General features: G+C 71.3%; 25 protein-coding genes. 10 read left to right on the top strand and 15 right to left on the bottom strand.

Translation table 11 applies throughout. The features are described 5' to 3' along the window. Window positions 1-43: 43 nt before the first annotated feature. The 3 genes from ACIQR3_RS17335 to ACIQR3_RS17325 all read right to left on the bottom strand — a co-directional run bounded on the left by ACIQR3_RS17335 (window position 44) and on the right by ACIQR3_RS17325 (window position 3,371). Entirely contained in the window at window positions 44-1,384 is a 1,341-nt protein-coding gene (locus ACIQR3_RS17335) for an ABC transporter substrate-binding protein (protein ID WP_403539443.1), read from the bottom strand. Window positions 1,385-1,483: 99 nt separating this feature from the next. Continuing rightward, window positions 1,484-2,437, bottom strand: coding sequence for a carbohydrate ABC transporter permease (locus ACIQR3_RS17330; protein ID WP_403539441.1), 954 nt, complete (start codon window positions 2,435-2,437; stop codon window positions 1,484-1,486). A gap of 7 nt (window positions 2,438-2,444) precedes the next feature. Next, on the bottom strand, window positions 2,445-3,371 hold the full coding sequence (locus tag ACIQR3_RS17325) for a carbohydrate ABC transporter permease (protein WP_403539439.1): 927 nt from the start codon (window positions 3,369-3,371) through the stop codon (window positions 2,445-2,447). A 202-nt stretch (window positions 3,372-3,573) separates the two neighbouring features. On the opposite strand from ACIQR3_RS17325, the gene ACIQR3_RS17320 reads away from it, so the two are divergent. Beyond that, a complete protein-coding gene (locus tag ACIQR3_RS17320) occupies window positions 3,574-4,674 on the top strand; it encodes a LacI family DNA-binding transcriptional regulator (RefSeq protein WP_403539438.1) in 1,101 nt (366 codons plus the stop codon). A 120-nt stretch (window positions 4,675-4,794) separates the two neighbouring features. Further along, window positions 4,795-5,841, top strand: coding sequence for an SDR family oxidoreductase (locus ACIQR3_RS17315; RefSeq protein ID WP_403539436.1), 1,047 nt, complete (start codon window positions 4,795-4,797; stop codon window positions 5,839-5,841). Between the two features lie 29 nt (window positions 5,842-5,870). On the opposite strand, the gene ACIQR3_RS17310 is transcribed toward ACIQR3_RS17315, so the two are convergent. The 3 genes from ACIQR3_RS17310 to ACIQR3_RS17300 all read right to left on the bottom strand — a co-directional run bounded on the left by ACIQR3_RS17310 (window position 5,871) and on the right by ACIQR3_RS17300 (window position 8,449). Beyond that, the gene (locus tag ACIQR3_RS17310; RefSeq protein ID WP_403539434.1) at window positions 5,871-6,707 is read right to left on the bottom strand and encodes a ribonuclease BN; all 837 of its coding nucleotides are present in this window, start codon (window positions 6,705-6,707) and stop codon (window positions 5,871-5,873) included. A 200-nt stretch (window positions 6,708-6,907) separates the two neighbouring features. Next, complete coding sequence (locus ACIQR3_RS17305; RefSeq protein WP_403540046.1) at window positions 6,908-7,570, bottom strand: GAF and ANTAR domain-containing protein; 663 nt, start codon at window positions 7,568-7,570, stop codon at window positions 6,908-6,910. A gap of 117 nt (window positions 7,571-7,687) precedes the next feature. Next, window positions 7,688-8,449, bottom strand: coding sequence for a FadR/GntR family transcriptional regulator (locus ACIQR3_RS17300; RefSeq protein WP_215166663.1), 762 nt, complete (start codon window positions 8,447-8,449; stop codon window positions 7,688-7,690). Window positions 8,450-8,681: 232 nt separating this feature from the next. Here ACIQR3_RS17300 and ACIQR3_RS17295 point away from each other — a divergent pair, with 232 nt between their 5' ends. Genes ACIQR3_RS17295 through ACIQR3_RS17270 form a run of 6 tightly spaced genes read left to right on the top strand, consistent with a single transcriptional unit; the run spans window position 8,682 to window position 14,724 of the window. Next, complete coding sequence (locus tag ACIQR3_RS17295) at window positions 8,682-10,049, top strand: MFS transporter (RefSeq protein WP_403539432.1); 1,368 nt, start codon at window positions 8,682-8,684, stop codon at window positions 10,047-10,049. Further along, the gene (locus ACIQR3_RS17290; protein ID WP_403539430.1) at window positions 10,046-11,779 is read left to right on the top strand and encodes a dihydroxyacetone kinase family protein; all 1,734 of its coding nucleotides are present in this window, start codon (window positions 10,046-10,048) and stop codon (window positions 11,777-11,779) included. Before ACIQR3_RS17295 ends, ACIQR3_RS17290 begins: the two co-directional genes overlap by 4 nt. A gap of 11 nt (window positions 11,780-11,790) precedes the next feature. Further along, on the top strand, window positions 11,791-12,276 hold the full coding sequence (locus ACIQR3_RS17285; protein WP_403539429.1) for a ribose-5-phosphate isomerase: 486 nt from the start codon (window positions 11,791-11,793) through the stop codon (window positions 12,274-12,276). Continuing rightward, on the top strand, window positions 12,276-13,049 hold the full coding sequence (locus ACIQR3_RS17280; RefSeq protein WP_403539426.1) for a triose-phosphate isomerase: 774 nt from the start codon (window positions 12,276-12,278) through the stop codon (window positions 13,047-13,049). Before ACIQR3_RS17285 ends, ACIQR3_RS17280 begins: the two co-directional genes overlap by 1 nt. Continuing rightward, on the top strand, window positions 13,046-13,855 hold the full coding sequence (locus tag ACIQR3_RS17275; RefSeq protein WP_403539423.1) for a sugar phosphate isomerase/epimerase family protein: 810 nt from the start codon (window positions 13,046-13,048) through the stop codon (window positions 13,853-13,855). Before ACIQR3_RS17280 ends, ACIQR3_RS17275 begins: the two co-directional genes overlap by 4 nt. After that, window positions 13,855-14,724, top strand: a complete 870-nt coding sequence (locus ACIQR3_RS17270) for a phosphogluconate dehydrogenase C-terminal domain-containing protein (RefSeq protein ID WP_403539420.1) — start codon at window positions 13,855-13,857, stop codon at window positions 14,722-14,724. The genes ACIQR3_RS17275 and ACIQR3_RS17270 overlap by 1 nt, the downstream gene beginning before the upstream one ends. 93 nt (window positions 14,725-14,817) lie before the next feature. Here the strand turns inward: ACIQR3_RS17270 and ACIQR3_RS17265 are convergent, their stop codons facing one another. From ACIQR3_RS17265 to ACIQR3_RS17230, 8 genes are all read right to left on the bottom strand, one after another. Continuing rightward, entirely contained in the window at window positions 14,818-15,903 is a 1,086-nt protein-coding gene (locus ACIQR3_RS17265; protein WP_403539418.1) for an acyltransferase family protein, read from the bottom strand. A 150-nt stretch (window positions 15,904-16,053) separates the two neighbouring features. Further along, the gene (locus ACIQR3_RS17260) at window positions 16,054-17,535 is read right to left on the bottom strand and encodes a sulfatase-like hydrolase/transferase (protein WP_403539416.1); all 1,482 of its coding nucleotides are present in this window, start codon (window positions 17,533-17,535) and stop codon (window positions 16,054-16,056) included. Next, window positions 17,532-18,512, bottom strand: coding sequence for an aliphatic sulfonate ABC transporter substrate-binding protein (locus ACIQR3_RS17255; RefSeq protein ID WP_403539413.1), 981 nt, complete (start codon window positions 18,510-18,512; stop codon window positions 17,532-17,534). The genes ACIQR3_RS17260 and ACIQR3_RS17255 overlap by 4 nt, the downstream gene beginning before the upstream one ends. A 51-nt stretch (window positions 18,513-18,563) precedes the next feature. After that, window positions 18,564-19,367, bottom strand: coding sequence for an ABC transporter ATP-binding protein (locus ACIQR3_RS17250; RefSeq protein WP_403539411.1), 804 nt, complete (start codon window positions 19,365-19,367; stop codon window positions 18,564-18,566). Then, window positions 19,364-20,170 carry an ABC transporter permease gene (locus ACIQR3_RS17245; protein ID WP_403539408.1) on the bottom strand — a complete coding sequence of 269 codons (807 nt, stop codon included), beginning with the start codon at window positions 20,168-20,170 and terminating at the stop codon, window positions 19,364-19,366. The genes ACIQR3_RS17250 and ACIQR3_RS17245 overlap by 4 nt, the downstream gene beginning before the upstream one ends. Window positions 20,171-20,216: 46 nt before the next feature. After that, window positions 20,217-21,455 (bottom strand): ROK family protein, encoded by a 1,239-nt coding sequence (locus ACIQR3_RS17240; protein WP_403539405.1) that lies wholly within the window; start codon window positions 21,453-21,455, stop codon window positions 20,217-20,219. Between the two features lie 182 nt (window positions 21,456-21,637). Beyond that, on the bottom strand, window positions 21,638-22,477 hold the full coding sequence (locus tag ACIQR3_RS17235) for a formylglycine-generating enzyme family protein (protein WP_403540044.1): 840 nt from the start codon (window positions 22,475-22,477) through the stop codon (window positions 21,638-21,640). 282 nt (window positions 22,478-22,759) lie between these two features. Beyond that, on the bottom strand, window positions 22,760-23,200 hold the full coding sequence (locus ACIQR3_RS17230) for a hypothetical protein (protein WP_403539403.1): 441 nt from the start codon (window positions 23,198-23,200) through the stop codon (window positions 22,760-22,762). 103 nt (window positions 23,201-23,303) lie between these two features. Between ACIQR3_RS17230 and nsrR the strand changes: the two genes are divergently transcribed. Both nsrR and ACIQR3_RS17220 read left to right on the top strand, forming a co-directional pair. Then, window positions 23,304-23,750 (top strand): nitric oxide-sensing transcriptional repressor NsrR, encoded by a 447-nt coding sequence (gene nsrR, locus ACIQR3_RS17225; RefSeq protein ID WP_403539400.1) that lies wholly within the window; start codon window positions 23,304-23,306, stop codon window positions 23,748-23,750. Window positions 23,751-23,841: 91 nt separating this feature from the next. Beyond that, window positions 23,842-25,059, top strand: a complete 1,218-nt coding sequence (locus tag ACIQR3_RS17220; protein WP_403539397.1) for a globin domain-containing protein — start codon at window positions 23,842-23,844, stop codon at window positions 25,057-25,059. A 145-nt stretch (window positions 25,060-25,204) separates the two neighbouring features. On the opposite strand, the gene ACIQR3_RS17215 is transcribed toward ACIQR3_RS17220, so the two are convergent. Continuing rightward, window positions 25,205-26,056 (bottom strand): ABC transporter ATP-binding protein, encoded by an 852-nt coding sequence (locus tag ACIQR3_RS17215; RefSeq protein ID WP_403539394.1) that lies wholly within the window; start codon window positions 26,054-26,056, stop codon window positions 25,205-25,207. Window positions 26,057-26,110: the final 54 nt, after the last annotated feature.

The raw sequence follows: 26,110 nt of genomic DNA, 5'->3' as shown, positions 1-26,110 counted from the left end.
CGGCGCGGACTCGCCGCGCCGCCCCGGGAGTTGAGCTATCGGGTCACTCGACGGTGAAGCCCTGCTCCTTGCCGTACTTGATCGAGGCGTCCTGCCAGGACTTCAGGGCGTCGCTCAGCTTGGTGTCGGAGACGTAGGCCTTGCCCACGGTGTCGTTGAAGATCGAGTTCGCGTACACCTGGAAGGGCAGGTACGACCAGTCGTCCGCGACGTCGGCCGCCGACTCGGCGAAGATCTTGTTGGCCTGCTGGCCGCCGAAGTAGTCGAACTTGGTCTCCTGGAACGTCGAGGACTGCAGGTCCTCGGTGGTCGCCGGGAAGGCACCCTCGTCGAGCCGGGTCTTCACACCCTTGCCGGAGTTGGCGTACTCGACGAACGCGTAGGCCAGTTCCTCGTTCTTGCCGAGCTCCGGCAGGGCCAGCGAGCTGCCGCCGTTCTCCGCGCTCGACTTGCCGCCTTCCTTCCACTGCGGCAGCGGGGCGACCCGCCAGTCACCGGAGGCGTCCTTGGCGCCCGACTCCAGGTTGGCGGGCATCCAGGCGCCGGTGGCCAGGGAGGCGATGGTGCCGTCGGCCAGGCCCTTGAACCACTCGTCGCTCCAGGCGGCGATGGGGGCGACCAGGTCGTCGTCGAGGAGCTTCTGCCAGGTGTCGCTGTAGGTGGTGGCGCCCTGGTCGGAGAAGTCGACCTTCACGTTGGTGCCGCCGGTCACCGAGTACGGGCGCGAACCGGCCTGCCACAGCAGGCTGGTGGTGGTGCCCGCGTCACCGGCGTCGGCGGTGATGTACGCCTTCGGGTCGGCCGCGTGCAGCTTCTTGGCGGCGTCGACGTACTCGTCCCAGGTGCTGGGCACCTCGATGCCGTACTTGTCGAAGACCTTCTTGTTGTAGAACAGCGCCATCGGACCGGAGTCCATGGGCAGCGCGTACACCCCGTCGGTGCCCGACTGGACCGCGGACCACGGGCCGGGGGAGTAGTGCGCGGCGAGCTTGCCCGCGCCGAACTCGCTGAGGTCGGTCAGCCCCTTGGACAGCGCGTACTGGCCGATGGCGTAGTACTCGATCTGCGCGACGTCCGGGACGCCCTTCTTCGCCGATATGGCGTTCGACAGGGCGGTGTACTGGTCGGCGTTGGTGCCGGCGTTGACCAGGTTGACCTTGACCTTCGGGTGCGCCTTCTCGAAGTCCGCGGCCACCTTCTTCAGCGTGGGCTCCCAGGCCCATACGGTGATCTCGCCGCCCTTCTCCAGGGCCGCCTTGATGTCGGACTCGGAGACCGACTTCCCGCTCGATTCTCCGTCGGAGTCACCGCAGGCGGTGGCTCCCAGCGCGAGAGCGCAGACGAGTCCGATGCTGCGCAGCAGGCGGCGCGAGTGCTTGTGCATGGTCGAGCTTCCACTTCCTTGTGGCCGGGGTCGGCCCTGTCGGGGGTGTGCAGAACGAGGAACATGCGTGGGGGGAGGTCGTGCTGGGGGGAGCTGCCGTCACTCCTTGACACTCCCGGCGGCGAGCCCGGACTGCCAGTACCTCTGGAGCAGCAGGAACGCGGCGACCAGGGGCACGATGGTGATCAGGGAGCCGGTGATGACCAGGTTGAACACCACTTCGCCGCCGGCCGTTTGGGCTTGAGCGTTCCAGGCGTTCAGTCCCAAGGTCAGGGGGTACCAGTCCGGATCCTTGATCATGATCAGCGGCAGGAAGTAGTTGTTCCATGTCGCGACCATGGTGAACAGCAGGACCGTCACAATACCGGGAGCCAGCAGCGGCAGTGCAACTCGGAAGAAGGTTCGAGCCTCGCTCGCGCCGTCGATACGGGCGGCTTCCATCAGTTCGGTCGGTATGGCATCGGTGGCGAACACCCACATCAGGTACAGACCGAACGGCGAAATAAGTGACGGGATGATGACGGCCCAAGGGGTGTTGGTGAGCCCCATCTTGCTGAACATCAGGAAGGTGGGCACCGCCAGCGCCGTGGTCGGCACCGCGACCGCGCCGATCACGACCGCGAACACGACCTTTTTGCCAGGGAATTGGTACTTGGCGAGCGCGTAGCCGCCGAGCACGGCGAGGAAGGTGGCACCGCCCGCGCCCAGGACGACGTACATCAGGGTGTTCAGCAGCCAGCGGGTGAACACGCCGTCGTCGTAGGTGAACGTGTCGGCGATGTTGCTCCACAGGGCGAAGTCGTCGTCGAACCACAGGCCGAACGAATCACCCAGCCCCTCCTGCGTCTTGGTGGCGCTGATGAGCAGCCACAGCAGGGGTACCAGGGCGTAGAGCAGCACCAGGCCGGTGAGGACGGTCAGCAGGACACTGCGCTTCGGCTTGCCGGCCGACGGCCGGCGGCGGTGGGAGCGCAGCCGCGGCGGCGCGGCGTGCGAACGGCCGGAGGAGGGCGCGTGGCGACGGCCCGAGGCGGTGGTGACAGGACTGGTCATCGCTGTTTCACGCTCCCTTGCGCGTGCCGCGCAGCTGGACGATGTAGGCGATGACCATGGTGATCAGCCCCATGATGATGGCGACCGCCGCGGAGTAGTTCTGCTGCTGCCCGTTGAAGGACAGCGAGTACGTGTAGAAGTTCGGCGTGTAGTCGGTGGTGATGGCGTTCCTCGCCAGCGGCCGGATGATGCTCGGCTCGTTGAACAGCTGGAAGCTGCCGATGATGGAGAAGATCGTGGCGATCACCAGGGCGCCGCGGATCGCCGGGAGCTTGATGGCTGTGATGACCCGGAACTGCCCCGCGCCGTCGATCTGCGCCGCCTCGTACAGCGAGTTCGGGATCACCCGCAGCGCAGAGTAGAAGATCAGCATGTTGTAGCCGATGAACTCCCAGGTGACGATGTTGCCGATGGAGGCCAGCATCAGGTCGGCGCCGAGCGGGTCGGGCAGCGAGATGCCCAGGGCGTCGTTGATGTCACCGACCAGGCCGTAGCGGGTGCCGTACATGAACGACCACATCAGGGTGGCGACCACGGCGGGCACGGCGTACGGCAGGAAGATCGAGATCCGGAAGAAGTCCCGGCCGTACAGGCGCCCGCTGTCCAGTGCCAGGGCCACCAGCAGCGCGAGGCCCAGCATGATCGGCACCTGCACGACCAGGAAGAGCGTGACGCGGCCGAGGGCGGACCAGAACCGGTCGTCGTCGAGGGCCTGTTGGTAGTTGTCCAGGCCGACGAAGGTGGTGCCGCCGATCAACTGCTCGCGGAACAGGCTCAGGTAGATCGAGTACGCGATCGGCGCGAGGAAGACCAGGGCGAACACGGCCACAAACGGGCCGAGGAAGCCCCAGCCCGTCCAGGACCGGCGGTCCCGGCGCGCCTCGGGCGGTGCGGGACGCGGTCCGGAGGCCGCTGGGGGGTGCAGCGTCGTCATCTCGTTCCTTGCTGGGGTTCATATGCTGAACTCGCGATGTTTACGTAAACATCGACAGCGCGGAGACGGGCTGGGGTTGTTAGGTTTACGTGAACATCCGGTAGGCGGCATGTCTACCGTGCTCCGGTCAAGACGGTCAAGGGCCCTTCGGGCGGCGACCCGTGCGAGCCCCGCACGAACAAGGAAAGGTGGCGGACGGCGAGTGGACACGGCTGAGCGAGCCACGGCGAGCACGCCCGCACCGGCGGGTTTCGCCGGAGCTCCCGGAACAGGTTCCCGGCGCAGGCGCGGCGGCCGGGCGCAGAACGCCTCCATGGCGGATGTGGCCAGGCTGGCGGGGGTTTCCTCGCAGACCGTCTCCCGGGTCTCCAACGGGTACGCCGGGGTCACCGAGGAGACCCGGCGGGCGGTGCGGGCGGCCATGAAGGAGCTGGGCTACCGGCCCAACAGCGCGGCCAGGGCGCTGAAGAGCGGTGAGTTCCGCACCATCGGAGTGATCACCTTCACACTGTCCACGACCGGCAACGTGCGCACCCTGGAGGCCATCGCCCAGTCCGCCGCGCACGAGGGGTACGCGGTGACCCTGCTGCCGGTCGCGGTGCCCACCCAGGACGAGGTGCGCGGCGCGTTCTCCCGCCTGGAGGAGCTCGCCGTCGACGCGGTGATCGTCATCATGGAGGTGCACCTGCTGGACGCGGCCACCGTCACCCTGCCGCCCCAGGTGCAGGTGGTGGTCGTCGACTCCGACGCCGGCGACCACTACACGGTCGTCGACACCGACCAGGCGGGCGGCACCCGCGCCGCCGTACGACACCTGCTCGGCCTCGGCCACGAGACGGTGTGGCACCTGGCCGGCCCCGAGGACTCCTACGCCGCCCAGCGCCGCGCCGACGCCTGGCGGGCGACCCTCACCGAGGCGGGCCGCACCCCGCCGCCCCTGGTCCGCGGTGACTGGTCGGCCCAGTCCGGCTACCGGGCCGGGCTGGAGCTGGCGGCCCACGAGGAGTGCACCGCCGTCTTCGTCGCCAACGACCAGATGGCCCTGGGTCTGCTGCGCGCCCTGCACGAGAGCGGGCGGCGGGTGCCCGAGGACGTGAGTGTCATCGGCTTCGACGACATCCCCGAGGCCGGGGCGTTCCTGCCGCCGCTGACCACCGTGCACCAGGACTTCGCCGAGGTGGGCCGGCTGTGCGTGGAGGCGGCGCTGCGCCAGATGCGCGAGGGCGCCCCGGAGCGGGGCACGACGCTGGTGCCGACCCGGCTGGTGGAACGGGCCAGCACGGCACCGCCGCGGGGCCGCTGAACGCCCGGCCCGGTGTGTTCGTCCGTCCCTGACCGGGAGTCCCCAGGGGCTCCGGTTTACGGGCAACCGGTCACGGCAACCCGGGCACTCGCCGTCTCCGTCCATGACCTGGAGGTTCCCATGGCCCACACCGCCGACCGAACGGCCCGCCGCGCCGCCCCCGTGGTGGTCGTGACCGGGGCCAGCGCGGGGGTCGGCCGGGCAACCGCCCGGGCCTTCGGGGCACGCGGTGCCTCCGTCGCCCTGCTGGCCCGCGGCCGCGACGGCCTGGAGCGGGCGGCCGAGGAGGTGCGGGCGGCGGGCGGCCGGGCACTGCCGCTCGTCGTGGACGTCGCCGACGCGGCGGCCGTCGACGCCGCGGCCGGCCGGGTCGAGGACGAGCTGGGACCGGTCGACGTGTGGGTGAACGCCGCCTTCACCACCGTGTTCGCGCCCGCCGAGGAGGTACGGCCCGATGAGCTGAAGCGGGCCACGGAAGTGACGTACTTCGGCTTCGTGTACGGCACCCAGGCCGCGCTGCGCCGGATGCGGCCCCGCGACCGGGGCACGATCGTGCAGGTCGGCTCGGCGCTGGCGCAGCGCAGCGTGCCCCTCCAGTCGGTGTACTGCGGGGCCAAGCACGCCATCCAGGGCTTCACCGACTCCCTGCGGTGCGAGCTGCTGCACGACCGCAGCGGGGTGCGGGTCACCATGGTCCAGCTGCCCGGCCTGAACACCCCTCAGTTCAGCTGGGTCCTCACCAGGCTGCCCCGGCATCCCCGCCCGGTTGCCCCGGTGTACCAGCCCGAGGTGGCCGCGGAGGGCGTCCTGCGCGCCGTGGACCACCCCGGGCGCCGGGAGCACTGGATCGGCGGCTCGACCGTCGCCACGCTGATCGGGCAGCGGATCGCCCCGGCGCTCCTCGACCGCTACCTGGCCCGCACCGGGTACGACTCCCAGCAGACCGGCGAACCGGTCGATCCGGCCCGCCGCCCGGTCAACCTGTTCGACCCGCCGGACGACACCGCGGGCACCGACGTCGGGGCGCACGGCGCCTTCGACGACGAGGCCCACCCGCGCAGCCTCCAGCTGTGGCTCTCCCGCCACCGGGGTGCCCTCGCCGTGGGCGCGGGCCTCGCCACGACGGCGGTGGCGGCGGTGGCGGGCGGGGTGCGGCGGCGGTCTTGACGACAGCGGGACATCGGCCCCCGCTCATGTCACTCACCGCCAGGAGTGTCCGGGTCCGTGTCGATGCCGGCGGCGTCGCGTTCACGGCGGGGCAGCCAGTGGTGTTCGTGGAACCAGCGGCCGGCGAGCGCGCCCCCGAAGACCACGAACCCCACCCCGATGAGCCAGGACTCCACCACGAGCACGGTGCCCACCGTGCCGTAGCTGATCGCGTTGTCCAGGATGAGCGGGGTGAACACCAGATAGGAGAAGCCCCGCAGGCCGATCAGCCCCACCATCGTGGCGAGCGCCCCCGGGAACAGGTCCCGCCAGCGGACGGAACTGCCCAGCAGGAAGTGCTGGCCCCACCAGAAGAACAAGGTGCCGGTCACCGTGGACAGCACGATCCGCGCGGTGCCGTGCAGCCCGGTCCGGGTCTGCACCTCCTGGTAGAGGTACACGGTCAGCATCGCCACCCACGCCAGCTGGCGCCAGACCCGGTGCCAGGGGCCGGACGGCAGGCCCCAGATCCGTTCGTAGCCGTTCTGCACGCTCGCCGCGAAGGACACCCCGAACACCGCGAGCAGCAGACCACCCCAGACGCTGGTGGTGCCGATGATCTCGCGCGGCGGGCTGATGATCTCGGTCAGCACCCGGGCCGACCGCCCCGACAGCCCCATGCCGTCGGCCAGCCACGCCGCGAACCCGCCGCGGCCCAGCGGATCGGCGGCGGCCACCACGATCAGCAGCGGAGCCAGGGTGACCAGTGCGATCGTGGCGAAACCCATGGCCCGGTGCATCAGCTCCAGCTCCCGGGCCTGCCGGACGAGGGCGGTGGCGGCCAGCCTGTCCCACAGGGAGTGGAAAGGGCTCAGGAACCGGTTCACTGAAAGGCGCTCCTCCAAGCGGTCCTGGGTCCTCGGTCCTCGGCGTCGTCAGCGGCGGCGGCGTCGGTTCTCGGTCCTCGGGGCGGCTCGTGGGCGCGGCCGTCCGGTGCGGGCCGATTGCACCAACCTAGCCCGGCGCCGGGCACCCCGCTCGCCGCGCGGGTGTGCCGGTGCGTCCCACGCCGTACCGGGGGCCCGTCTCAGTCCAGGCGGCCCAGTTCGCACACGCGCCGGGCGACGTCCCGCAGCTTCACATTGTGATCCTGGGAGTAGCGGCGCAGCACGCCGAACGCCTGCTCCTCGGTGATCCGGTGACTGCCCATCAGGATGCCCATCGCCTCACCGATGGTGTGCCGGGTGTCGATCGCCTGCCGCATCTGGGCGTGGCTGCGGGCGCTGGAGAACGCCACCGCCGCGTGCGAGGCCAGCAGCCAGCCCGCCGTCTCGCTGGCCTCCGTGAAGGCGCCGGGCCGGCGGGAGTAGAAGTCCAGCGCCCCCAGCTCCTCGTCGTCCGTGTACAGGAGGATGCCCATCATGCTGCCGAGGCCCAGCTCACGAGCGGCGGGTACGTAGGCGGGCCAGCGCTCCGGCTCGTCGTTGAAGTCGGTGATCCGGAAGCCCCGCTCGTCGGCGACGGAGCGGGCGATGTCGAAGCAGGGGCCCTCGGCGAGACGCTCCTGGAGCCGGTCGCTGTCGACCACCACCTGGTCGGTCGGCGCGACCGACCGCACCCGGCCGGCCTGCACGATGAGGATGCCGGCGGCTTCGCAGCCCTCGACCAGATCGGTGGCCGCGTGGGTGATCCGTTCCAGCGTGTCGTCCACCGTTTCCTGCGCCAGCAGATCCCGCGCCAGCAGCGCCATCCGCTCCCCGAACTCACGCCAGTCCACCGTGCCCGCCTTCCGCCGTACCGGTCCTCCCGGCACCCAGCATGCCGGGACCCGATCGGATACGCCTGCCCGGAAAGGGGACCGGCAGGCTCAGACCTCGCCGTCCACCGAGGCGCGCAGCCGGGCGCTGGCCATGCGCATGTGTTCCGCCATGGCCCGGTCGGCGGCCTCCGGGTCGCGGGCCCGGATCGCCTCCAGTACCGCGTCGTGCTCGCACAGCGTGCCGCTGACCGTGCCCTCGATGTCGCTGACCCGCTCCATCCAGACCTGGAGCAGGGCCCGGATGCTGTGCAGGATGTCGCTGAGGACGCTGTTGCGGGCGATGCGGGCGCACTCCAGGTGGAAGGCGATGTCCGCGTCGATGAACGCCGTGACGTCGCCGCGCGCCTCCCGCATGCGCCCGAGGTGCTCCTCCAGCAGGGCGATGTCCTCGTCGGTGGCCCGCTCGGCGGCCAGCCGGGCGGAGACGCCCTCCATGTAGGTGCGTACCTCGACCAGGTCCTGGGTGCGCCGCTGGCCCAGCATCAGCCCCCAGTTGATCGCCCGGGGCAGGAACTCGGAGGTGCCCTCGCGCACGTACGAGCCGGAACCGGGCCGGATCTCGATGATGCCGAGGACGTCCAGCGCGGACAGTGCCCCGCGCACGCTGGAGCGCGCGACCCCGAGTGCCTCGGCCAGCTGCCGCTCGGCGGGCAGCCGGGTACCGGGCTTGATGTGTCCGGCCGAGAGGTGGTCGAGGAGCCGCTTGGCGACCTCGCTGACAGAGGACTCTCGCACCACGGGGCGCAGCAGCCGCGCCAGGTCGGGAGCGGCGTCCGGAGACTGCTGATCAGGCTGACTGGTCACGGTCACCAGTCAACCAGATGCCGCCGCACCCGGATTGACCAGCCGGTTCATCGGCCGGATGGGTGAGGTTTGTCAAGAGTTGGGCCGTTCGGAAATCTATGACGGTCGCCACACTGGTAAATTGGTGACCAATTTGGATCGGCGGCATAGCGTGAGAGCGATCCGGTCGGCCGCCTCGACGGCGCCACCGGCGTGAGCCATCCCGGACGGAGCTGTCCGGGCGAGCCGAGGAGTCGCCATGGGTGCCGACGCGCCAGCCGCGGCAGTCGAGAGAACTGCCATCAAGAAGGTCTCAGTACGCCTCGTGCCGTTCGTGGCCCTGATGTTCTTCGTGAACTATCTGGACCGCACGGCCGTCTCGTTCGCCGAACCGAACGGAATGGGCCAGGACCTGGCCCTGACCGCCGCCCAGTTCGGATTCGCCTCAGGGATCTTCTTCCTCGGCTACATCGTCCTGGAAGTCCCCAGCAACATGGCCCTGCACCGCTTCGGAGCCCGCCGCTGGCTGGCCCGGATCATGGTGACCTGGGGCATCGTCTCCCTGCTGTTCACCTGGGTGAGCAGCAGTGGTCAGCTCTACACGCTGCGCTTCCTGCTCGGTGTCGCCGAGGCCGGGTTCTTCCCCGGCGCGATCCTGTTCCTCAGCCAGTGGGTGCCCTCCCGCCACCGCACCAAGATCCTCGGCCTGTTCTACCTCGCGCAGCCGCTGACCACGGTCTTCGGTGCCCCGCTGGCGGGCTGGCTCATCGGCCACCACGGCCTGTTCGGCCTCGAGGGCTGGCGCGTGATGTTCCTCTTCGTGTCGATCCCCGCCATCCTGCTGGGCGTCATCGCCTGGTTCTACCTGATCGACAAGCCCGCCGACGCCAAGTGGCTGACGCCGGCCGAGAAGGACTGGCTGACCCGGGAACTCGCCGCCGAGAACGCCCAGAAGACCGGCCACGAGGGCAGCCACGCCAAGGGCGACCTCAAGCGCGCCTTCACCAGCGGCCGCGTCTGGACCCTGGCCGTCGTCTACTTCGGCTTCGTCTACGGCCTGTACGCCCTCGCGTTCTTCCTGCCGACGATCATCAACGGCTTCCAGGAGCAGTACGACACCACGTTCAGCGTGATGGACAAGGCCTGGATCACCGCCATCCCCTACCTGCCGGCCGCGATCGTGCTGTTCTTCTGGACCCGGCACGCCACCAAGCACGGCACCCGCACCTGGCACGTGGCCGGCCCGGCGGTCGTCGGCGGTCTCTCCATCCCCGTCGCCCTCTACATGGGCTCACCCACCGCCACGGTCGCCGTGATCACCGTGACCGCCTGCGCCATCTTCGCCGCCCTGCCCGTCTTCTGGTCGGTGCCCTCCCGGTTCCTGACCGGAGCCGCCGCCGCGGCCGGCATCGCCCTGATCAACACGGCCGGCAACATCGCCGGGTTCGCCTCCAGCTACATCACCGGCTGGCTCAAGGACTGGACCGGCGCCTACTACGTACCGCTCTACCTGGTCGGCTTCTTCATGCTGCTGTCCGCCGCCCTGATGATCTGGCTCTCCAGCCGCCACCGCACCGACGAACCGGCCCCCGACCCCGAGCACCAGACCATGGAGGCCCTTCGATGACCCGCCTGTTCAACGACCCCGCCGCCTTCGCCGACGAGGCCCTGGAGGGCTTCGCCGCCGCCCACCGGCGCTGGGTGCGGCCCGTCACCGGCGGCGTCGTCCGCGCCGGGGGCACCCCCGAGGGCCAGGTCGCCGTGGTCATCGGCGGCGGCTCGGGCCACTACCCGGCCTTCTCCGGCCTGGTCGGCCGGGGCCTGGCGCACGGCGCCGCGGTCGGCAACGTCTTCGCCTCGCCCTCCGCCGCCCAGATCCGCTCGGTCGCCCGCGCCGCGCACGGCGGCGCCGGAGTGCTGCTGATGTACGGCAACTACGCCGGTGACGTCCTGCACTTCGGCCAGGCCGCCGAACGGCTCACCGCCGAAGGCATCGAGACGTACACCTTCGCCGTCACCGACGACGTGGCCAGCGCCGGCCCCGGCGAGGCGGACAAGCGCCGCGGCATCGCCGGCGACCTGCCCGTCTTCAAGGCGGCGGCGGTCGCGGCCGAGCGGGGCCTGCCGCTGAAGGAGGTGCTCAACGTCGCCGCGCACGCCGGCGCCCGCACCCGCTCCTTCGGCATCGCCTTCTCCGGCTGCACCCTCCCCGGCGCCGACCACCCCCTGTTCACCGTCCCCGAGGCCCGGATGGCCGTCGGCCTCGGCATCCACGGCGAGCCCGGCATCGGCGAGGAGGAGCTGCCCACCGCCGACGAGGCGGCGCACCTCCTGGTCTCCACCCTGCTCGCGGAACTCCCCGAGGACGTCGCCGGACCCTCCGGACAGCGCGCCGCCGTGATCCTCAACGGCCTCGGCTCCGTCAAGTACGAGGAACTGTTCGTCGTCTACCGCAAGGTCGCCGCCCTTCTGGAAGAGGCCGGCGTCGAGATAATCGACCCCGAGGTCGGTGAACTCGTCACCAGCTTCGACATGGCCGGTGTCTCCCTCACCCTGACCTGGCTGGACGACCTCCTCGAAGACCTGTGGCGGGCCCCCGCAGACACCCCCGCTCACCGCAAGGGCGCCCTCGACGCGCCCGAGGCGCCCGCCGCCCCGGCCGTGACCGCCGCCGAGACCGACGACCGGAGCATCCCCGCCGCCTCCGACGCCTCCCGCGCCGCCGCCGCCACCGTCCTGGCCGCCCTGGACGCGGTGGCCGCCACCGTCGACACCCACGTCGACGAACTCGGCCGGATCGACGCCGTGGCCGGCGACGGCGACCACGGCATCGGCATGCAGCGCGGCTCCACCGCCGCCCGGCAGGCCGCCCGCGCCGCCCACGAGCTGGGCGCCGGCGCCGCCACCGTGCTCACCCACGCCGCCGACGCCTGGGCCGACAAGGCGGGCGGCACCTCCGGCGCCCTGTGGGGCACCATCCTGCGCTCCATCGCCACCGCCCTCGGCGACCAGGAGGCCCCGACCGCCGCCCGGGTCGCCGAAGGCGTCGCGGAAGCCTCCGCCGCCGTACAGCGGCTCGGCGGCGCCGAGGTCGGCGACAAGACCATGGTCGACGTGCTCGTGCCCTTCGCCGGCACCCTCACCGAGGCCGTGACCGCCGGCGGCGCGCTCACCGCGTCCTGGGACCTGGCCGCCACCGCGGCCGCCGAGGCCGCCGCCGCCACCGCGGACCTGCTGCCCCGCAAGGGCCGGGCCCGCCCGCACGCCGAGAAGTCCCTCGGCACCCCGGACGCCGGGGCCCACTCCCTCGCCCTCATCACCCGCGCCGTCCACGGCGTGCTGCTCGACCACCACTGAGGAAGACGGTCATGACTGACAAGCTCCGTATCGTCGTCGGCTGCGACGACGCCGGTTACCAGTACAAGGAAGCCCTCAAGCAGGACCTGGAGAACAGCGACCTGGTCGCCTCCGTCACCGACGTCGGGGTCGACGCCCACGGGCACACCGCCTACCCCAAGGTCGCCATAGCCGCCGCCGAGATGGTCGCCCGCGGCGAGGCGGACCGCGCGCTGCTGGTGTGCGGCACCGGCCTGGGCGTCGCCATCGCCGCCAACAAGGTCAAGGGCATCCGCGCCGTCACCGCCCACGACTCCTTCTCCGTGGAGCGCGCGATCCTCTCCAACAACGCGCAGGTCCTCACCTTCGGCCAGCGCGTCGTCGGCCTGGAACTCGCCCGCCGCCTGGCCAAGGAGTGGCTCACCTACCGCTTCGACGAGACCTCCGCGTCCGCCGCCAAGGTCCAGCTGATGTGCGACTACGAAGACGGAGCAGACGGCGCGGAGGCCGCCGCCTGATGTCCGGCCCCGCACAGCCTCCCGTCCTGCTGGGGGTGAGCCTGAAGATGTACTTCGGCCACCACCAGACCCTCAACTGGGCGCGCAAGGTCGCCGACCTGGCCCAGCGGCACCCCGCGGTCACCTCCGGCGCCGCCCGCCTGTTCGTCCTGCCGGCCTTCCCGGCCATCGTCCCGGCGGCCGGCATCCTCACCCCGTACGGCATCGACGTCGGCGCCCAGGACCTGGCCACCGAGGACTCCGGACCGTACACCGGCGAGGTCGGCGGCCCCTTCCTGAAGGAGATCGGCTGCCGTTACGCCGAGGTCGGCCACGCCGAGCGCCGCCGCCTGTACGGCGAGGGCGACACGGTCGTCGCCGCCAAGACGGCCGCCGCCCTGCGCAACGGCCTCACCCCGGTGCTGTGCGTCGGCGAACGCGACCAGGTCTCCCCGGCCGAGGCCGCGCGGCGCACGGTCGCCGAGGCCGAGCGCCTGCTGCACGGCCTCGACGGCACCGTGGTCCTCGCCTACGAGCCCCAGTGGGCCATCGGCGCCCCGGAGCCCGCCTCCACCGAGCACATCGGCACCGTCTGCACCGCCCTGCGGGAGTGGCTGAACGGCCGCCCCGGACACACCGGCTCGACCGTCATCTACGGCGGCAGCGCCGGCCCCGGCCTGCTCACCCGCCTGTCCGGCACCGCCGAGGGACTCTTCCTCGGCCGCTTCGCGCACGACCCGGACAACGTCGGGGCCGTCCTCGACGAGATCCGCACCCCGGTGGGAGCGTCATGACGGCCTACGGCATCAGCACCTACGCCTACTTCTGGCGCTTCTCCGCCCGCGCCCCGCAGCCGATGACGCTCACCGAGATGCTCACCGACACCGCGCGGCTCGGCGGGCAGGTCTTCCAGATCTGCGACTACGCTCCCATCGAGTCCTACGACGCCGCCCAGCTCGCCGACGTCCGCGCCACCGCCCGCGACCTGGGCCTGGAACTGGAACTCGGCACCCGCGGCGTCCGCCCGGACCACCTGCGCAGATACCTCGGCATGGCCGCCGACCTGGGCGTCACGTTCGTCCGCTCCATGCTCAACACCGCCGACCACCGGCCCACGCCGGACGAGGCCGTCGCCCTCCTGAAGGAGACCGTGCCCGCCTACGCCGACGCCGGTGTCACCCTGGGCCTGGAGACCTACGAGCAGGTGTCCACCGACGACCTGGTGTCCGTCGTCCGCGGCGTCGGCAGCGACCACCTCGGCGTCGTCCTCGACCCGGGCAACAGCGTCGCCCGGCTGGAACGCCCCGTCGACGTGGTGGCCGCCGCCGCGCCGTACACGGTCAACATCCACGTCAAGGACTTCGCCTTCACCCGCCGCGACGGCTGGGTCGGCTTCACCTACGCCGGCTGCCCGCTCGGCGAGGGCCTCCTCGAATACGACGGCATGATCGCCGCCGTCCGTCGGGCGCGGGGCGAGCGCCGCATCAACCAGATCGTGGAGCACTGGCTCCCGTGGCAGGACGAGGGCTTCGACGCCACCGCCCGGCTCGAACACCAGTGGACGCAGCACAGCATCAACACCCTTCTGAGGAGCAAGTAATGGCCACCGAGATCCAGACCGATGTGACGACCGTCGCCGTCATCGGGGCCGCCGGCAAGATGGGCCAGCGTGTCTCCAACAACCTGGTCGAGAGCGACTTCCGGGTGCTCTTCAGCGAGGCGTCCCCCAAGGGGCAGGAGCTGATCCGCGGTCTCGGCCGTGAACTGACCGAGTCCGCCGACGCCGCGGCCCAGGCCGACGTCGTCATCCTCGCCGTGCCGGACGTCGTCCTCGGCAAGGTCTCCGAGGAACTGGTCCCGCTGATGAAGCCGGGCACCGTCGTCCTCACCCTCGACCCGGCCGCCGCCTACGCCGGCCTGCTCTTCGAGCGCGAGGAGATCCACTACGCCTGCGCCCACCCCTGCCACCCGTCGGTGTTCCTGGAGCGCACCACCAAGGAGGAGTGGCAGGACACCTTCGGCGGCATCGCCGCCCCGCAGGAGGTCGTCGCCGCGTACGAGGGCGGCGACGAGGCCAAGCAGAAGCTGGCCGACTCCGTCATCCGCGTGATGTACGCGCCCGTGGTCGACGTCCACTGGGTCACCGTCAAGCAGCTCGCCGTGCTGGAGCCGACCCTGGTGGAGACCATCGCCTGCATGGTCGGCGCCCTGCTGACCGAGGCCCTGCACGAGACCGTGCACACCGTCGGCGTCCCGGAGAAGGCCGCCCGCGCGATGCTCCTCGGCCACACCCAGGTCGCCCTCGCCAACACCCTCAAGGGCTCCAACCCGTTCTCCGACGCCTGCCTGATCGCCATGGACTACGGCCGTGAGTCCATCGTGCGCGAGGACTGGAAGAAGGTCTTCGACGACGAGGAACTGGACAAGGTGATCACGCGCATGCTGAAGATCAAGGAGATCAAGCGCTGACGGTCCGCCGCCGGTCGTGCACACGGCCCGGCCCCGCCGCCCACGGGGGACGGCGGGGCCGGGCCGTTGCCGTACCGGACACCAGGACCGGGGTCAGGCCGTGCGCCGCTCGCGGAACGCCCAGTCCATCTTCGGTTCCATCACGCACCGGAAGACCCGCCGCACCGGCGGGGTGCACAGCAGGGTGACGACCACCGCGGCCACCACCGTGACGACGATCTCCCCGACGGGCTCGCCCGTCCAGGCGGCGTGGCTCCAGTGCCAGTGGTTGGCGGCCTGGATGACGAAACCGTGCAGCAGATAGCCGTACAGCGTGCCCGAACCCAGTGCCGTGAACCAGGTCCGGCGGCCCGGCACCCAGGCCAGGAAGCAGGCGACCAGGGTCAGCGAGCAGCCGAAGATCGCCAGCGTCATCAGCGGCCCGTACCAGGCCGGCACATCCATCTGCTCGGCACTGGCCCGGTGGAAGAACCACCCGTAGTCGAACCGGGGCACCAGCCAGTACGCCAGCGCGACGGCGCAGGCGAAGACCGGCACGGCCGCGACGCGCGCCGCCCGGCGGCGCACCATCCGGAAGTGCTCCGGCTTCAGGCACAGGCCCAGCACGAAGTACGGCAGGAACTGCAGCGCCCGTTGCAGGTCGAGGTCGTCCCCGATGTCCGGCGAGAGGGTCGCCAGCATCGCGACGGCCAGCGCGATCGGCAGCGGCCACCGCACGCTGCGCCACAACGGCGTGGTCAGCCGCCAGATGAACAGCGCCGCCAGGAACCAGGTCAGGTACAGCGGGTCCAGCAGAGTGACCGCCCGGTCCGGTTCGCCGTCGCTCCACCGGGTGAAGAAGGTGTACGCCGTCTCGAAGACGACGTACGGCACGACGATCCCGGTGAACAGCCGCTTGACCCGCCCGGGGCTCGCGTCGAAGTTCCGGGAGAAGTACCCGGAGATGACGATGAACGCCGGCATGTGGAAGGCGTAGACGACGGTGTACAGGGCGGTGACGGCACGGCTGCCGTCGCGCAGCGGCTCCCATGCGTGACCCACCGCCACCAGCACGATCGCCAGGTACTTGGCGTTGTCGAAGAACGCGTCCCGCTGCCCGGCGGACCCGGCGGCCGTGGTGCCCGCGGCGGGGCGCGGTGCGACTCCGGTGGCCTGCGCGGTCGATATGGCTTCCGTCACACCGCCCCCACCGCGTCACACGAGCAACGCGAACCGGTGGTGACGCGTCTTACCAGGGTTGGGGGAGTGGCGAAGGCGATAGACATTCCGCGCGCCTTTCCACTTCCTGTGAACCCAAACATCCTCTGCGGAGATTTCTTCGCCTCGGGTTCAGCCTCCGTAGGCGCGGTCGGGGCCTTCCTGTTCGAAGGAGCTCAGTGTCGGGTCGTAGTCCGAGGCGCCGATGTCGTACATCGGTGTCATCCAGTGGTAGAAGTTGTCGCCGCGGTCCCGCAGCAGGTCGTACAGGCGGCGCATCATGCGGCGCCGGACGCCGGCCAGCTCGGGGTGCTCGTAGCGGTTGGACAGCTCGTGCGGGTCGGCGGTCAGGTCGTACAGCTCGTTGACCGACTCGGGGTTGACCACCAGCTTGTAGCGTTCCTCGCGCAGCATCCGCTGCGGGTAGGGGAAGTGGTGGCCGTGGAACTCGGCCAGCAACTCGGCCGGCCAGTCGGGGTGTTCACCGCGCACCAGCGGCAGCAGGCTGCGGCTGTCGGTGGCGGGGGAGGGGTCGGCGCCGGCCAGCTCCAGGATGGTGGCGGTGCAGTCGGTGAGCGACACGAACTCGTCCCTGACCTGCGGCTGCTGACCGGGTACGCGGATGATCCCGGGGATACGGTAGATGTCCTCGTACATCGCCGGGCCCTTGTCGTGCAGCCGGTGGGCGCCGGTGAACTCGCCGTGGTCGGCGGTGAAGAAGACCGAGGTGTCGTCGGTGAGGCCGAGTTCGTCGAGGCGGGTGAGGATGCGGCCGATCTGCTCGTCGATGAGGGTGACGTAACCCCAGTAGACGGCGATGAGTTTGCGGGTGACCTCGATCGGCATGGTGTCGAAGGTCCAGTGCGCGCTGTAGTTGCGCTGCACGGGCGGTTTGCCCTCGAAGGTCTCCGCGATGGACGGTGGCAGCTCCACCAGCTCCGGGTCGTACATGTCGTAGTACGCGTCGGGGAGGAGGTAGGGCAGGTGCGGGCCGAAGAAGTGGGTGGCCAGGTAGAAGGGGCGGCCGTCGGCGGCGTACTTGTCCAGCTGCTCGATGGCGCGGGTGGCGAGGTAGTGCTCGAAGGTCGCCTCGACGGGCTGCTGGAGGCGGGCGGCGAGCAGGTTGCCCGGGTTGCCGTTGGGGGTGGTGCCGCGGACGGGATCGGTGATGCGGTAGGGCGGCAGCCCGCGTTCCGCCAGGTAGGCGAGGTAGTCGGGGTGGTCGACGGGGTTGTGCCAGCCCGGCAGGTCGGGGCCGTCGAAGCCGTAGGAGGCCGCGTTGCGGTGGGTCCCGCCGTGCCATTTGCCGATCAGACCCAGCTGGTAGTCGCGGGCGGCGAGCGCGGCCGGGAAGGTGAAGGCGTCCTCGCGCAGGTCCTCCAGGTAGCCGACGTTGCGTTCGTAGTTGGCGAGGAGCCGGTGGCGGAACGGGGCCTGGCCGGTGAGGAGGCTGGCGCGGGCCGGGGTGCAGATGGCGGTGGGGGTGTAGAAGCGGTCGAAACGGGTGCCGGTGGCCGCCAGCCGGTCCAGGTTCGGGGTGGCGACGTGCGGGTTGCCGTAACAGCCCAGGGTGTCGACCCGGTGCTGGTCGGTCATCAGGAACAGGAGGTTCACGCGCCCGCCTTCGTGTAGAGGCCGGCGGCGTAGAAGGAGTCCGCGGCCGGGGCCTTCTTCAGCTGGCCGGTGCTGACGAAGAAGTCGCTCATGCTGTCGAGCCACTTGCCGACGGTGCCGTCCTCGGTCTTGGCGACGAGGTCGGCGGTGGTCATGGTCTCCACGTTGGCGGCGTCCTCCTCCACCTTGTCCTCGGAGACCTTGAGCAGCTTCGCGGCCAGCGCGATCGACTCCTGCTTGTGCGCGGCCCGCCAGTCGTTGGCCTCCTGGAGGACCTTGACGACCTTCTCGTTGGTGGCGTCACTGACCTTGTTGCCCGCGACGAACGCGGTCGGGAAGCTGCCGCCGATCTCCTTGGTGCCGGCCACCTCCACCAGGTCCGGCACCTTCTCCTTGATGGTGGGGATGAGCGGGTACCAGATGCCGGCCCCGTCGATCTGCCCGGACGCGAAGGCGGTGACGACGGTCGTCGCGTCCATCACCACCTTGTCGATGTCGTCCATCGACATACCGGCCTGCCGCAACGCCAGGTTGAGCACCATCTCACCGGACGTCCCCTCGGGCACCCCGACCTTCTTGCCCTTCAGGCCGGTGATCGAGGTGATGCCGGGCTGGGCGATGACCCGGTCGGCGTAGGTCAGGGTGTTGATCGCGACGATCTTCGACTTGCCGGACGCGGGCAGCCACATGGCGCCGGGACCGATGTAGCCGTAGTCGAGGTTGCCGGTGCCGAGCGCCTGGATCTGGATCGGGCCGTTGACGAAGACCTTGTACGAGGCGGAGACGCCGTGCTTCTTCCACAGGCCCTGGTCGTCGGCGATGGCCAGCAGACTCGCCCCGTTGTAGTCGGCGATGTAACCGAACCGGACGCCGGCGCCGTCGCCGCTGTCGCCGTCGGAGGAGCCGCACGAGGCAACGGAGAGGGACAGTCCGGTGACGGAGAGTGCTGAAATGAAGCCGCGTCGGGACATGCTCATGACAGGTGTTTCCTTAAGGGGTGCGGGTCTTGTTTCCGAGGTGAGGGAGGGTCAGGCGGCCGGGGCCTGGTGGTAGACCGAGTGCCAGACGTCGTTGCGGATGCGGGCGAACTCCGGTGACAGCCGCAGTTCCTCGGTGCGCGGGTACGGCAGGTCGACGTCGATGATCCGGTGGACACGGCCCGGCCGGGCGGCCATGACGATCACCCGGCGGGCCAGATAGACGGCCTCGTCGACATCGTGCGTGACGAACATGACCGTGCGCTTGTCCCGGGTCCAGGTCTCCAGCAGCTGGTCCTGGAGCTGCACCCGGGTCAGCGCGTCCAGCGCCCCGAACGGCTCGTCCATCAGCAGCACTTCGGGGTCGACGGCGTAGGCCCGGGCGATCGCGCAGCGCTGCTTCATGCCGCCGGAGAGGGTCTTGGGCAGCGCGTCCGCGAAGTCGGACAGACCGACCAGTTCGATCGCCCGCTCGGCCCGCCGCCGGCGCTCGTCCGCGGGCAGCGAGGCGAGCTTCAGCCCGAACTCGACGTTGCCGCGCACGGTGAGCCAGGGGAAGAGCGCGTACTGCTGGAAGATCACGCCGCGTTCCGGACCGGGCCCGGTGACGTGCGCGCCGTCCACCAGCACCTCGCCCGCCGACGGTTCCACCAGCCCCGCGGCCAGGTTGAGCAGCGTCGACTTGCCGCACCCCGACGGACCGACGACGGTGACGAACTCCTGGTCGCCGATGTCCAGCGACACCCCGTCCAGGGCGGTGAAGTCGCCGCCCTTCATCGGGAACCTGCTCACCACGTCCCGGAAGGAGATCTTCGCGGCGGTCGTCGTCGAAGAGGTGTTCAGGGAGGTGTTCATCGTCGCTCCTGCCATCCGGTCAGTCGTCGTTCGGCGAGCAGCAGCAGCCGGTCCATGAGGAGTCCGATCACCCCGATGGTGATCAGCCCCACGAAGATGGTCGGGATGTCGTAGTAGGTCTGGGCGTGCAGCATCTCGTAGCCCAGTCCCTTGTCGGCGGCGATGAGTTCGGCGGCCACCACGGTCCCCCAGGCGGCGCCGAGCCCGATCCGCATGCCGACCAGCAGGAAGGGCGTCGCGGCCGGGATCACCACCTTGAGGAACACCACCCGGTCCGGGGCGCCGAGCACCCGTGCGGCGTTGATGAGCGTGCGGTCCACGCCGATCACGCCCTGGAAGGCGGCCACCACGCTGGACAGGAAGGCCGCCAGGAAGATGACGAAGACCTTCGGGGTCTCGCCGATGCCCATCAGCACGATGGCCAGCGGAATGATCGCGAGCGGCGGCACGGTCCGGAAGAACTGCACGTACGGTTCGAGCAGGCCGCGCGCCACCGGGTACCAGCCCATCACGAACCCGACCGGCACGGCGAGCAGGGTGCCGAGGGCGAACCCCAGGAACACCCGGCGCAGACTGGCCAGCGCGTCCGTCGACAGGGTGCCGTCCCGGACGAGTTCCACGGCCCGGGAGCCCACCGAGAGCGGGCCGGGTACGTCCACCAGCTGGGCCGCGGCGACGACCGCCCACACGGCGACGCCGGCCAGCAGCGCGACGAGGTTGAGCACCAGCGGGGGCGGGGTGCGCCGGGTGCGGCGGACGACGGGTGCGGCGGGTTTCTTGTCGGGTGCGGTGATCACAGCCATGACGGCCTCTGCGGGTACGGCCTCGGCGGGTACGGAGGGTTCACGGTCACTCCAGGGAGTCCGGCGCGGGATAGTGGGTGAGCAGGGGTGATTCGTGCAGGACGAGGGCGATGGCGCCGAGCGCGCCGCCCGCCTCGCCGAGGGCCGCGGCCCGCAGGTCGGCTCTCGGCCGCGAGATCGGCATGAGGTGGGCGAGCAGGGCGCGTTCGACGGAACGGAAGAGGACGGGACCGGCCTCGGCCAGCTCACCGCCGAGCACCGTCACATCGGGGCCGACCGCGTTGCACACCGCGGCGAGCACCGTGCCGACCCGGGTGCCGACCGTCTCCAGTACGCGGACGGCCACCGGGTCGTCGGGCAGCGCGGACAGGAAGGCCGGCAGGTCCGGCACCGCGCCGTGGGCTTCGAGCACGGCGCCGATGGACGCGACCGTCTCCAGACACCCGTGCTTGCCGCACGAACACCGGCGCCCGTCCGGCTCGGCCGTGATGTGCCCGAACTCGCCGGACAGCCCGTGCGCCCCGCGGTGCAGGGTCCCGCCGGTCACCAGCCCGCCGCCGACTCCGTGCGACAGCCGCAGGTACAGCACGTCCCGCACCCCGGCCGCCGCTCCCCAGGTCGCCTCGGCCAGCGCGGCCAGGCGGGTGTTGTTGTCGACGAGCACGGGAACGCCGAAGCGTTTGCGCAGGAGCACGGGGAGATCGGCGCGGGTGGGGGCGGACGGCCGCTGCGTGCTCCCGGTGTTCCCGGTGTTCCCGGGAGGCGCCGATGAGCCCGCAGACGGGTCGTCCGCGGAGCTTTCTGACAGGTCGTCCACCGGGCCGACCACGCCGACGCCCACGCCGCTGAGCGCGCCGAGCCGCAGTGACCCGCCGGCCAGCCGGGCGACCAGCCGCTCGGCCAGGTCGGCCCGCGCCTCCCAGCCCAGGTCGGCGGAGTGCGCCTCGCTCGCCGAACCGATCACCTCGTGCGCCACGTTGACCGCGGCCACGTGCACCGCGCGCCGGGCGAAGTCGACCCCGATCACCTGACCGGCCTCGGGATGCAGGCTCAGCGTCTCGACCGGGCGGCCCCGGCGCCGCTCGGCGGGCGCGGGTGCGGTGGCCACCACGGCACCCCCGTCCATCAGCGCGACGACGATGTCGTACAGCGTCGTACGGGACAGGCCGCTGAGCCTGCCCAACTCGGCACGGCTGAGCGGCCCGTGCGTACGCAACAGCCTGAGGACGAGCTCCTCGTGCCCGCGCCGCAGCCGTGCGAGGGGGCCCTGGTGGTCGGATGCCATGCCGTCAGGATGGGGACGCCCCGCTTTAACGTCAACAGCCCGGAAAAAATCCGTGGGGATACTTCACGCGGTCGCAACGGGGCGCAATGAACCGCAATGTGCCGCAATGGTCGGGGGTTGCTCCCAGGGCCGGTCCGCGAGCCGGTTCCTGGGTCGGTCCTGAGCCGGTGTGCCGGGCCGGTTCAGGCGTCCCGTACGCACCGGAAGCCGAGGTTGCCGGTGCTGCTGTCCGGGGTGTTGGCGGTGCGCGCCGCGACGCGGTAGCGGTTGCAGTACGAGTGGTGGCACAGGTACGAACCGCCGCGCATGACCCGCGAGGTGCCCCGGGCCGGCCCCTCGGGATCGGTGCGCGGGCGGCTGCCGTGATCGGTGCCCCAGTGGTCCGCGCACCACTCCCAGACATTGCCGGCCACGTTGTGCAGCCCGAAGCCGTTGGGCGGGTAGGCGTCCACGGGCGCGGTGCCGCGGTAGCCGTCCTCCGCCGTGTTCTTGGTGGGGAAGCGGCCCTGCCAGATGTTGCAGCGGTGTTCCCCGTCCGGCGTCAGTTCGTCGCCCCACGGGTAGCGGGCCTGTTCCAGTCCGCCCCGGGCGGCGTACTCCCATTCGGCCTCGGTGGGCAGCCGGAGGCCGGACCACCGGGCGAAGGCGACCGCGTCGTTCCAGGAGACGTGCACCACGGGATGGGCGGCCCGGTCGTCGACGGAACTCCCCGGTCCCTCGGGCGCTCGCCAGTGGGCGCCCTCGACACCGCACCACCACGGGGTCTGCGGCGGCCGGGCCGCGCCGCGCCGCAGGGCCGCGGGGAGGAACCCGGCGAACACGTAGGACCAGCCGAACCGTTCGGCCTCGGTGACGTGGCCGGTCGCGTCGACGAAACGGGCGAAGCGCTCGTTGGTCACCGCGTACGCGTCGATCCAGAACGGCGACACGGTCACCTCGCGGACGGGCCCCTCCCCGTCCGCCGGGAACCCGTCCTCGTCGTCGGTCCCCATGAGGAACGCACCGCCGTCGAGGCGGACCATGCCCTCGGGCGCGGTGCCGGCGCCGGCCGCCGGTCCGGGGGGCGAGTCCGAGGCGTGCGGGGTGGAGACCTCGATGCACGGCCCCGGCTCGGAGGCTTCGGCGTGCGGGGTGGAGACTTCGGTGCCCGGCGTGGAGGCGTCGGCGTGCGGGGTGGACATCTCGGTGCCCGGCGTCGGCGGCACGGTGCGCGGACCTCCCGACGGTGGTGCGCAGCAGTTCCCCGGCTCCGCCTCGGATCCCGCCACATGACCTCCCGCCTCGGACCGGTGCATGTGCCGAGGCTACGCCACGGGGGGAGGCGCTTCCGTGGCCCGGGGTGCGGGCCGCAGCCGCTCCGCCTCGTCCGCGGACTGGATCCGCATGCCCGGTCGGCGACGGTGCACGGTCAGGTACGTCATCCCCTCCGCGCCCGCCTCGACGCCGCGGGTCGCACCGTGCGGCAGCCAGGTCAGGGCACCCGCGGACAACGGGCGCGGGCCGTCCGCGCACACCAGGGTGCCGTCGCCGCCCAGCACCAGGAGCAGCACGTCGAGATCCGGCTCGGTGTGCGGGGCGACGCGGGCACCCGGCGGCAGGCGGACCACATTGGCGTCGAGCTGCCGGCCGCTCTCCGCGAGCTTCCACAACGCGCCGGCCGGTGCGTCGGCCAGGGCCGCGAGCGCGGCGGTGTCGCACAGGAACCGGGGGAGGGGCCCGCCCTCACCGTCCTCCGGCGTCGTCATCCGCAGGTCACCGTCTCTCGTCTCCCGGGTCCCACCGGCCGCACATGGCGGAAGGCGACCCTCAAAGAAGAACCTGACATGCGTATTTGATAGCCTCCGAAACGTGCGGCTGACCAAGTTCACCGACCTTGCCCTGCGCTCCGTGATGCGCCTGGCGGTGGTGAGAGACGGAGACGACCCGCTGACCACGCGCGAGGTGGCGGACGCCATGGGCGTGCCCTACACCCACGCGGCGAAGGCCGTCACCCGGCTCCAGCACCTCGGCGTGGTGGAGGCGCGACGCGGTCGCGGCGGCGGACTGGCGCTGACCGCCCTCGGGCGTCGGTCCTCCGTGGGCTGGCTGATCAGAGAGCTGGAGGGGGAGGGCGAGGTCGTCGAGTGCGAGGGTGACGTGCCGTGCCCGCTGCGGGCCGCCTGCCGGCTGCGCGGCGCACTGCGTGCCGCACAGGAAGCCTTCTACGCCACCCTCGACCCGCTGACCGTCGCCGACCTGGTGGCCTCGCCGACCGGTCCGGTCCTGATCGGGCTGACGGACCGCCCTTCCGTCTGAGTCGCTCCCCGCAGCGCTGACCGTCGCCTCCCCGCACAACAAAACACGAAGAAAAAAACACGAAGATCATCTACCAATTAAAGGAGTCGCTGTGCTCTCCGAACAGTCCGTCCCCGTGATCCGGGCCACCCTCCCGGCGGTCGGCGCCGCCATCGACGACATCACCCGGCTCTTCTACCGCAAGCTGTTCACCGCCCACCCGGAACTGCTGAAGGACCTCTTCAACCGGGGCAACCAGGCCAACGGCGACCAGCAGCGGGCCCTCGCCGGATCCATCGCCGCGTTCGCCGGGATGCTCCTGGAACGCCCCGACGACCGCCCGGACGCGCTGCTCTCCAGGATCGCCCACAAACACGCCTCCCTCGGCATCACCCCCGACCAGTACAAGATCGTCCACCGCCATCTGTTCGAGGCGATCGTGGAGGTGCTCGGTGACGCCGTCACCCCCGAGGTCGGCGCGGCGTGGGACGAGGTCTACTGGCTGATGGCCAACGCGCTGATCGCCGTCGAGGCGCGGCTCTACCAGGAGGCCGAGGTGCCCGAGGGGGACGTCCGGCGGCCCATGGAGATCGTGGCACGCCGCGAGGAGACCCCCGACGCCGTCTCCTTCCTGCTGCGCCCCGCCGACGGCGGCCCGCTGCGTCCGTTCCGTCCCGGGCAGTACGTCAGCGTCCGGGCCGAACTCCCCGACGGCGCCCGGCAGATACGCCAGTACAGCCTCTCCTCGGCCCCCGGCCGGTCCGAGTGGCGCATCACCGTCAAGCGGGTCCGGGGCGGCGCCGGGCCGGACGGTGAGGTCTCCTCCTGGCTCCACGCCCACGCCCGTGCGGGCGACGTCCTGTCGGTGTCCGCGCCCTTCGGCGACCTGGCGCTGGAGCAGGGCGACGGCCCGCTGCTGCTGGCCTCCGCGGGCATCGGCGTCACGCCCATGGTGGGCATGCTGGACCACCTCGTCACCACCGGTGCGACCCGCCCGCTGACCGTCCTGCACGCCGACCGCACCCCGGCCGACCACGCCCACCGCGACGAACAGCTCTCCCTCGTCCGCGCCCTCCCGGACACCCGGCTCCACCTCTTCTACGAGGAACCCGGCGACCCGGCGCCGGAATCCGCGTCGGCCGGCCGGGCCGACCTCGCCGCCGTCGAACTGCCCCCGGGCCTCACCGCCTACCTGTGCGGACCGGTGCCCTTCATGCGGGCCGTCCGCGGTGACCTGCTGCGCCGCGGGGTGCCCGCCGAGGCGATCCACTACGAGGTCTTCGGCCCCGACCTGTGGCTGGGGCAGCAGGAGGAGCCGGCGGTGGCGTAGCGGTCGCGGCGGTGTGTGCGACCGGCGGCCGGCGCGGCCGGCGCAGTCAGCGCACTCGGTCGGTGCGGGTCGGTGCGGGTCGGTGCGGGGCGGGTGCGGGGCGGTGGGTGCGGGCTGGTCGGTGCCGTTGTGGCCGGGGCCGCGGTCAGGCCGTCTCCGGGCGCGCGTTCGCGGACCGGCCGGACCAGGCCGCCCAGCGGCCCTCGCGCCGGGCCACCGTGATGGGCCGGCCGAAGCAGGCGGTGAGCCGGTCGTCGGTCAGCACCTCCGCCACCGGTCCCCGGGCCAGGATCCGGCCCTCCCGCAGCAGAAGGGCGTGGCCGACGACCGGGGACAGTTCCTCCAGGTGGTGCGTCACCGTCACGGTGGCCAGCCGCGGGCGTCCCTCCGCCAACTGGTGCAGGGCCTCGATGAGATCCTCGCGGGAGGGCAGGTCCAGGGCGTTGAACGGCTCGTCCAGGAGCAGCAGGGCGGGGTCGGCCATCAGCGCGCGGGCGATCAGGACCCGGGCCCGCTGACCGCCCGAGCACACCCCGTACGGACGGTCCGCCAGCTCCTTGATGCCCATCTCGGCCAGCAGTTCGTGGGCCCGCTGCCGTACCTCGTCGTCGTACATCCGCCACAGCGGCTGCACGGTGCCGGTGTGGCCGGTCAGGACCACCGCGTGCGCCCCGAGATTCTCCGGCACGCGCTGCGCGGAGGAGACGTGGCCGATACGGGCACGCAGTTCACGGACGTCCACCCGGCCGAGCCGGGCCCCCAGGACCTCGACGCTGCCGGTCGTGGGGTGCATCAGCGCGCCCAGCAGCCGCAGCAGGGTCGTCTTGCCGGCGCCGTTGGCACCCAGCAGGGCCCAGTGCTCCCCGGCCCGCACGGACCAGTCGATGCCGTCCAGGATCACCTGGTCGGTCGTGAAACGGCGCACGCTGACGTCCTGGAGGAGGACGACGGCCGTGTCCCGGCCGGCCACCGTGTGCTCCGCTGTCTCCCCGGTCATGCGCGAACTCCTCTCGGCTGCGGACTGCGCCGTCCTCGGCCCACGGTAGGTGTA

The organism is Streptomyces sp. NPDC090994 (assembly GCF_044768905.1).
Classification (GTDB): domain Bacteria; phylum Actinomycetota; class Actinomycetes; order Streptomycetales; family Streptomycetaceae; genus Streptomyces.
Note: the sequence above shows the minus strand (reverse complement) of the source record. Positions and strands in the feature narration are given on the sequence as shown.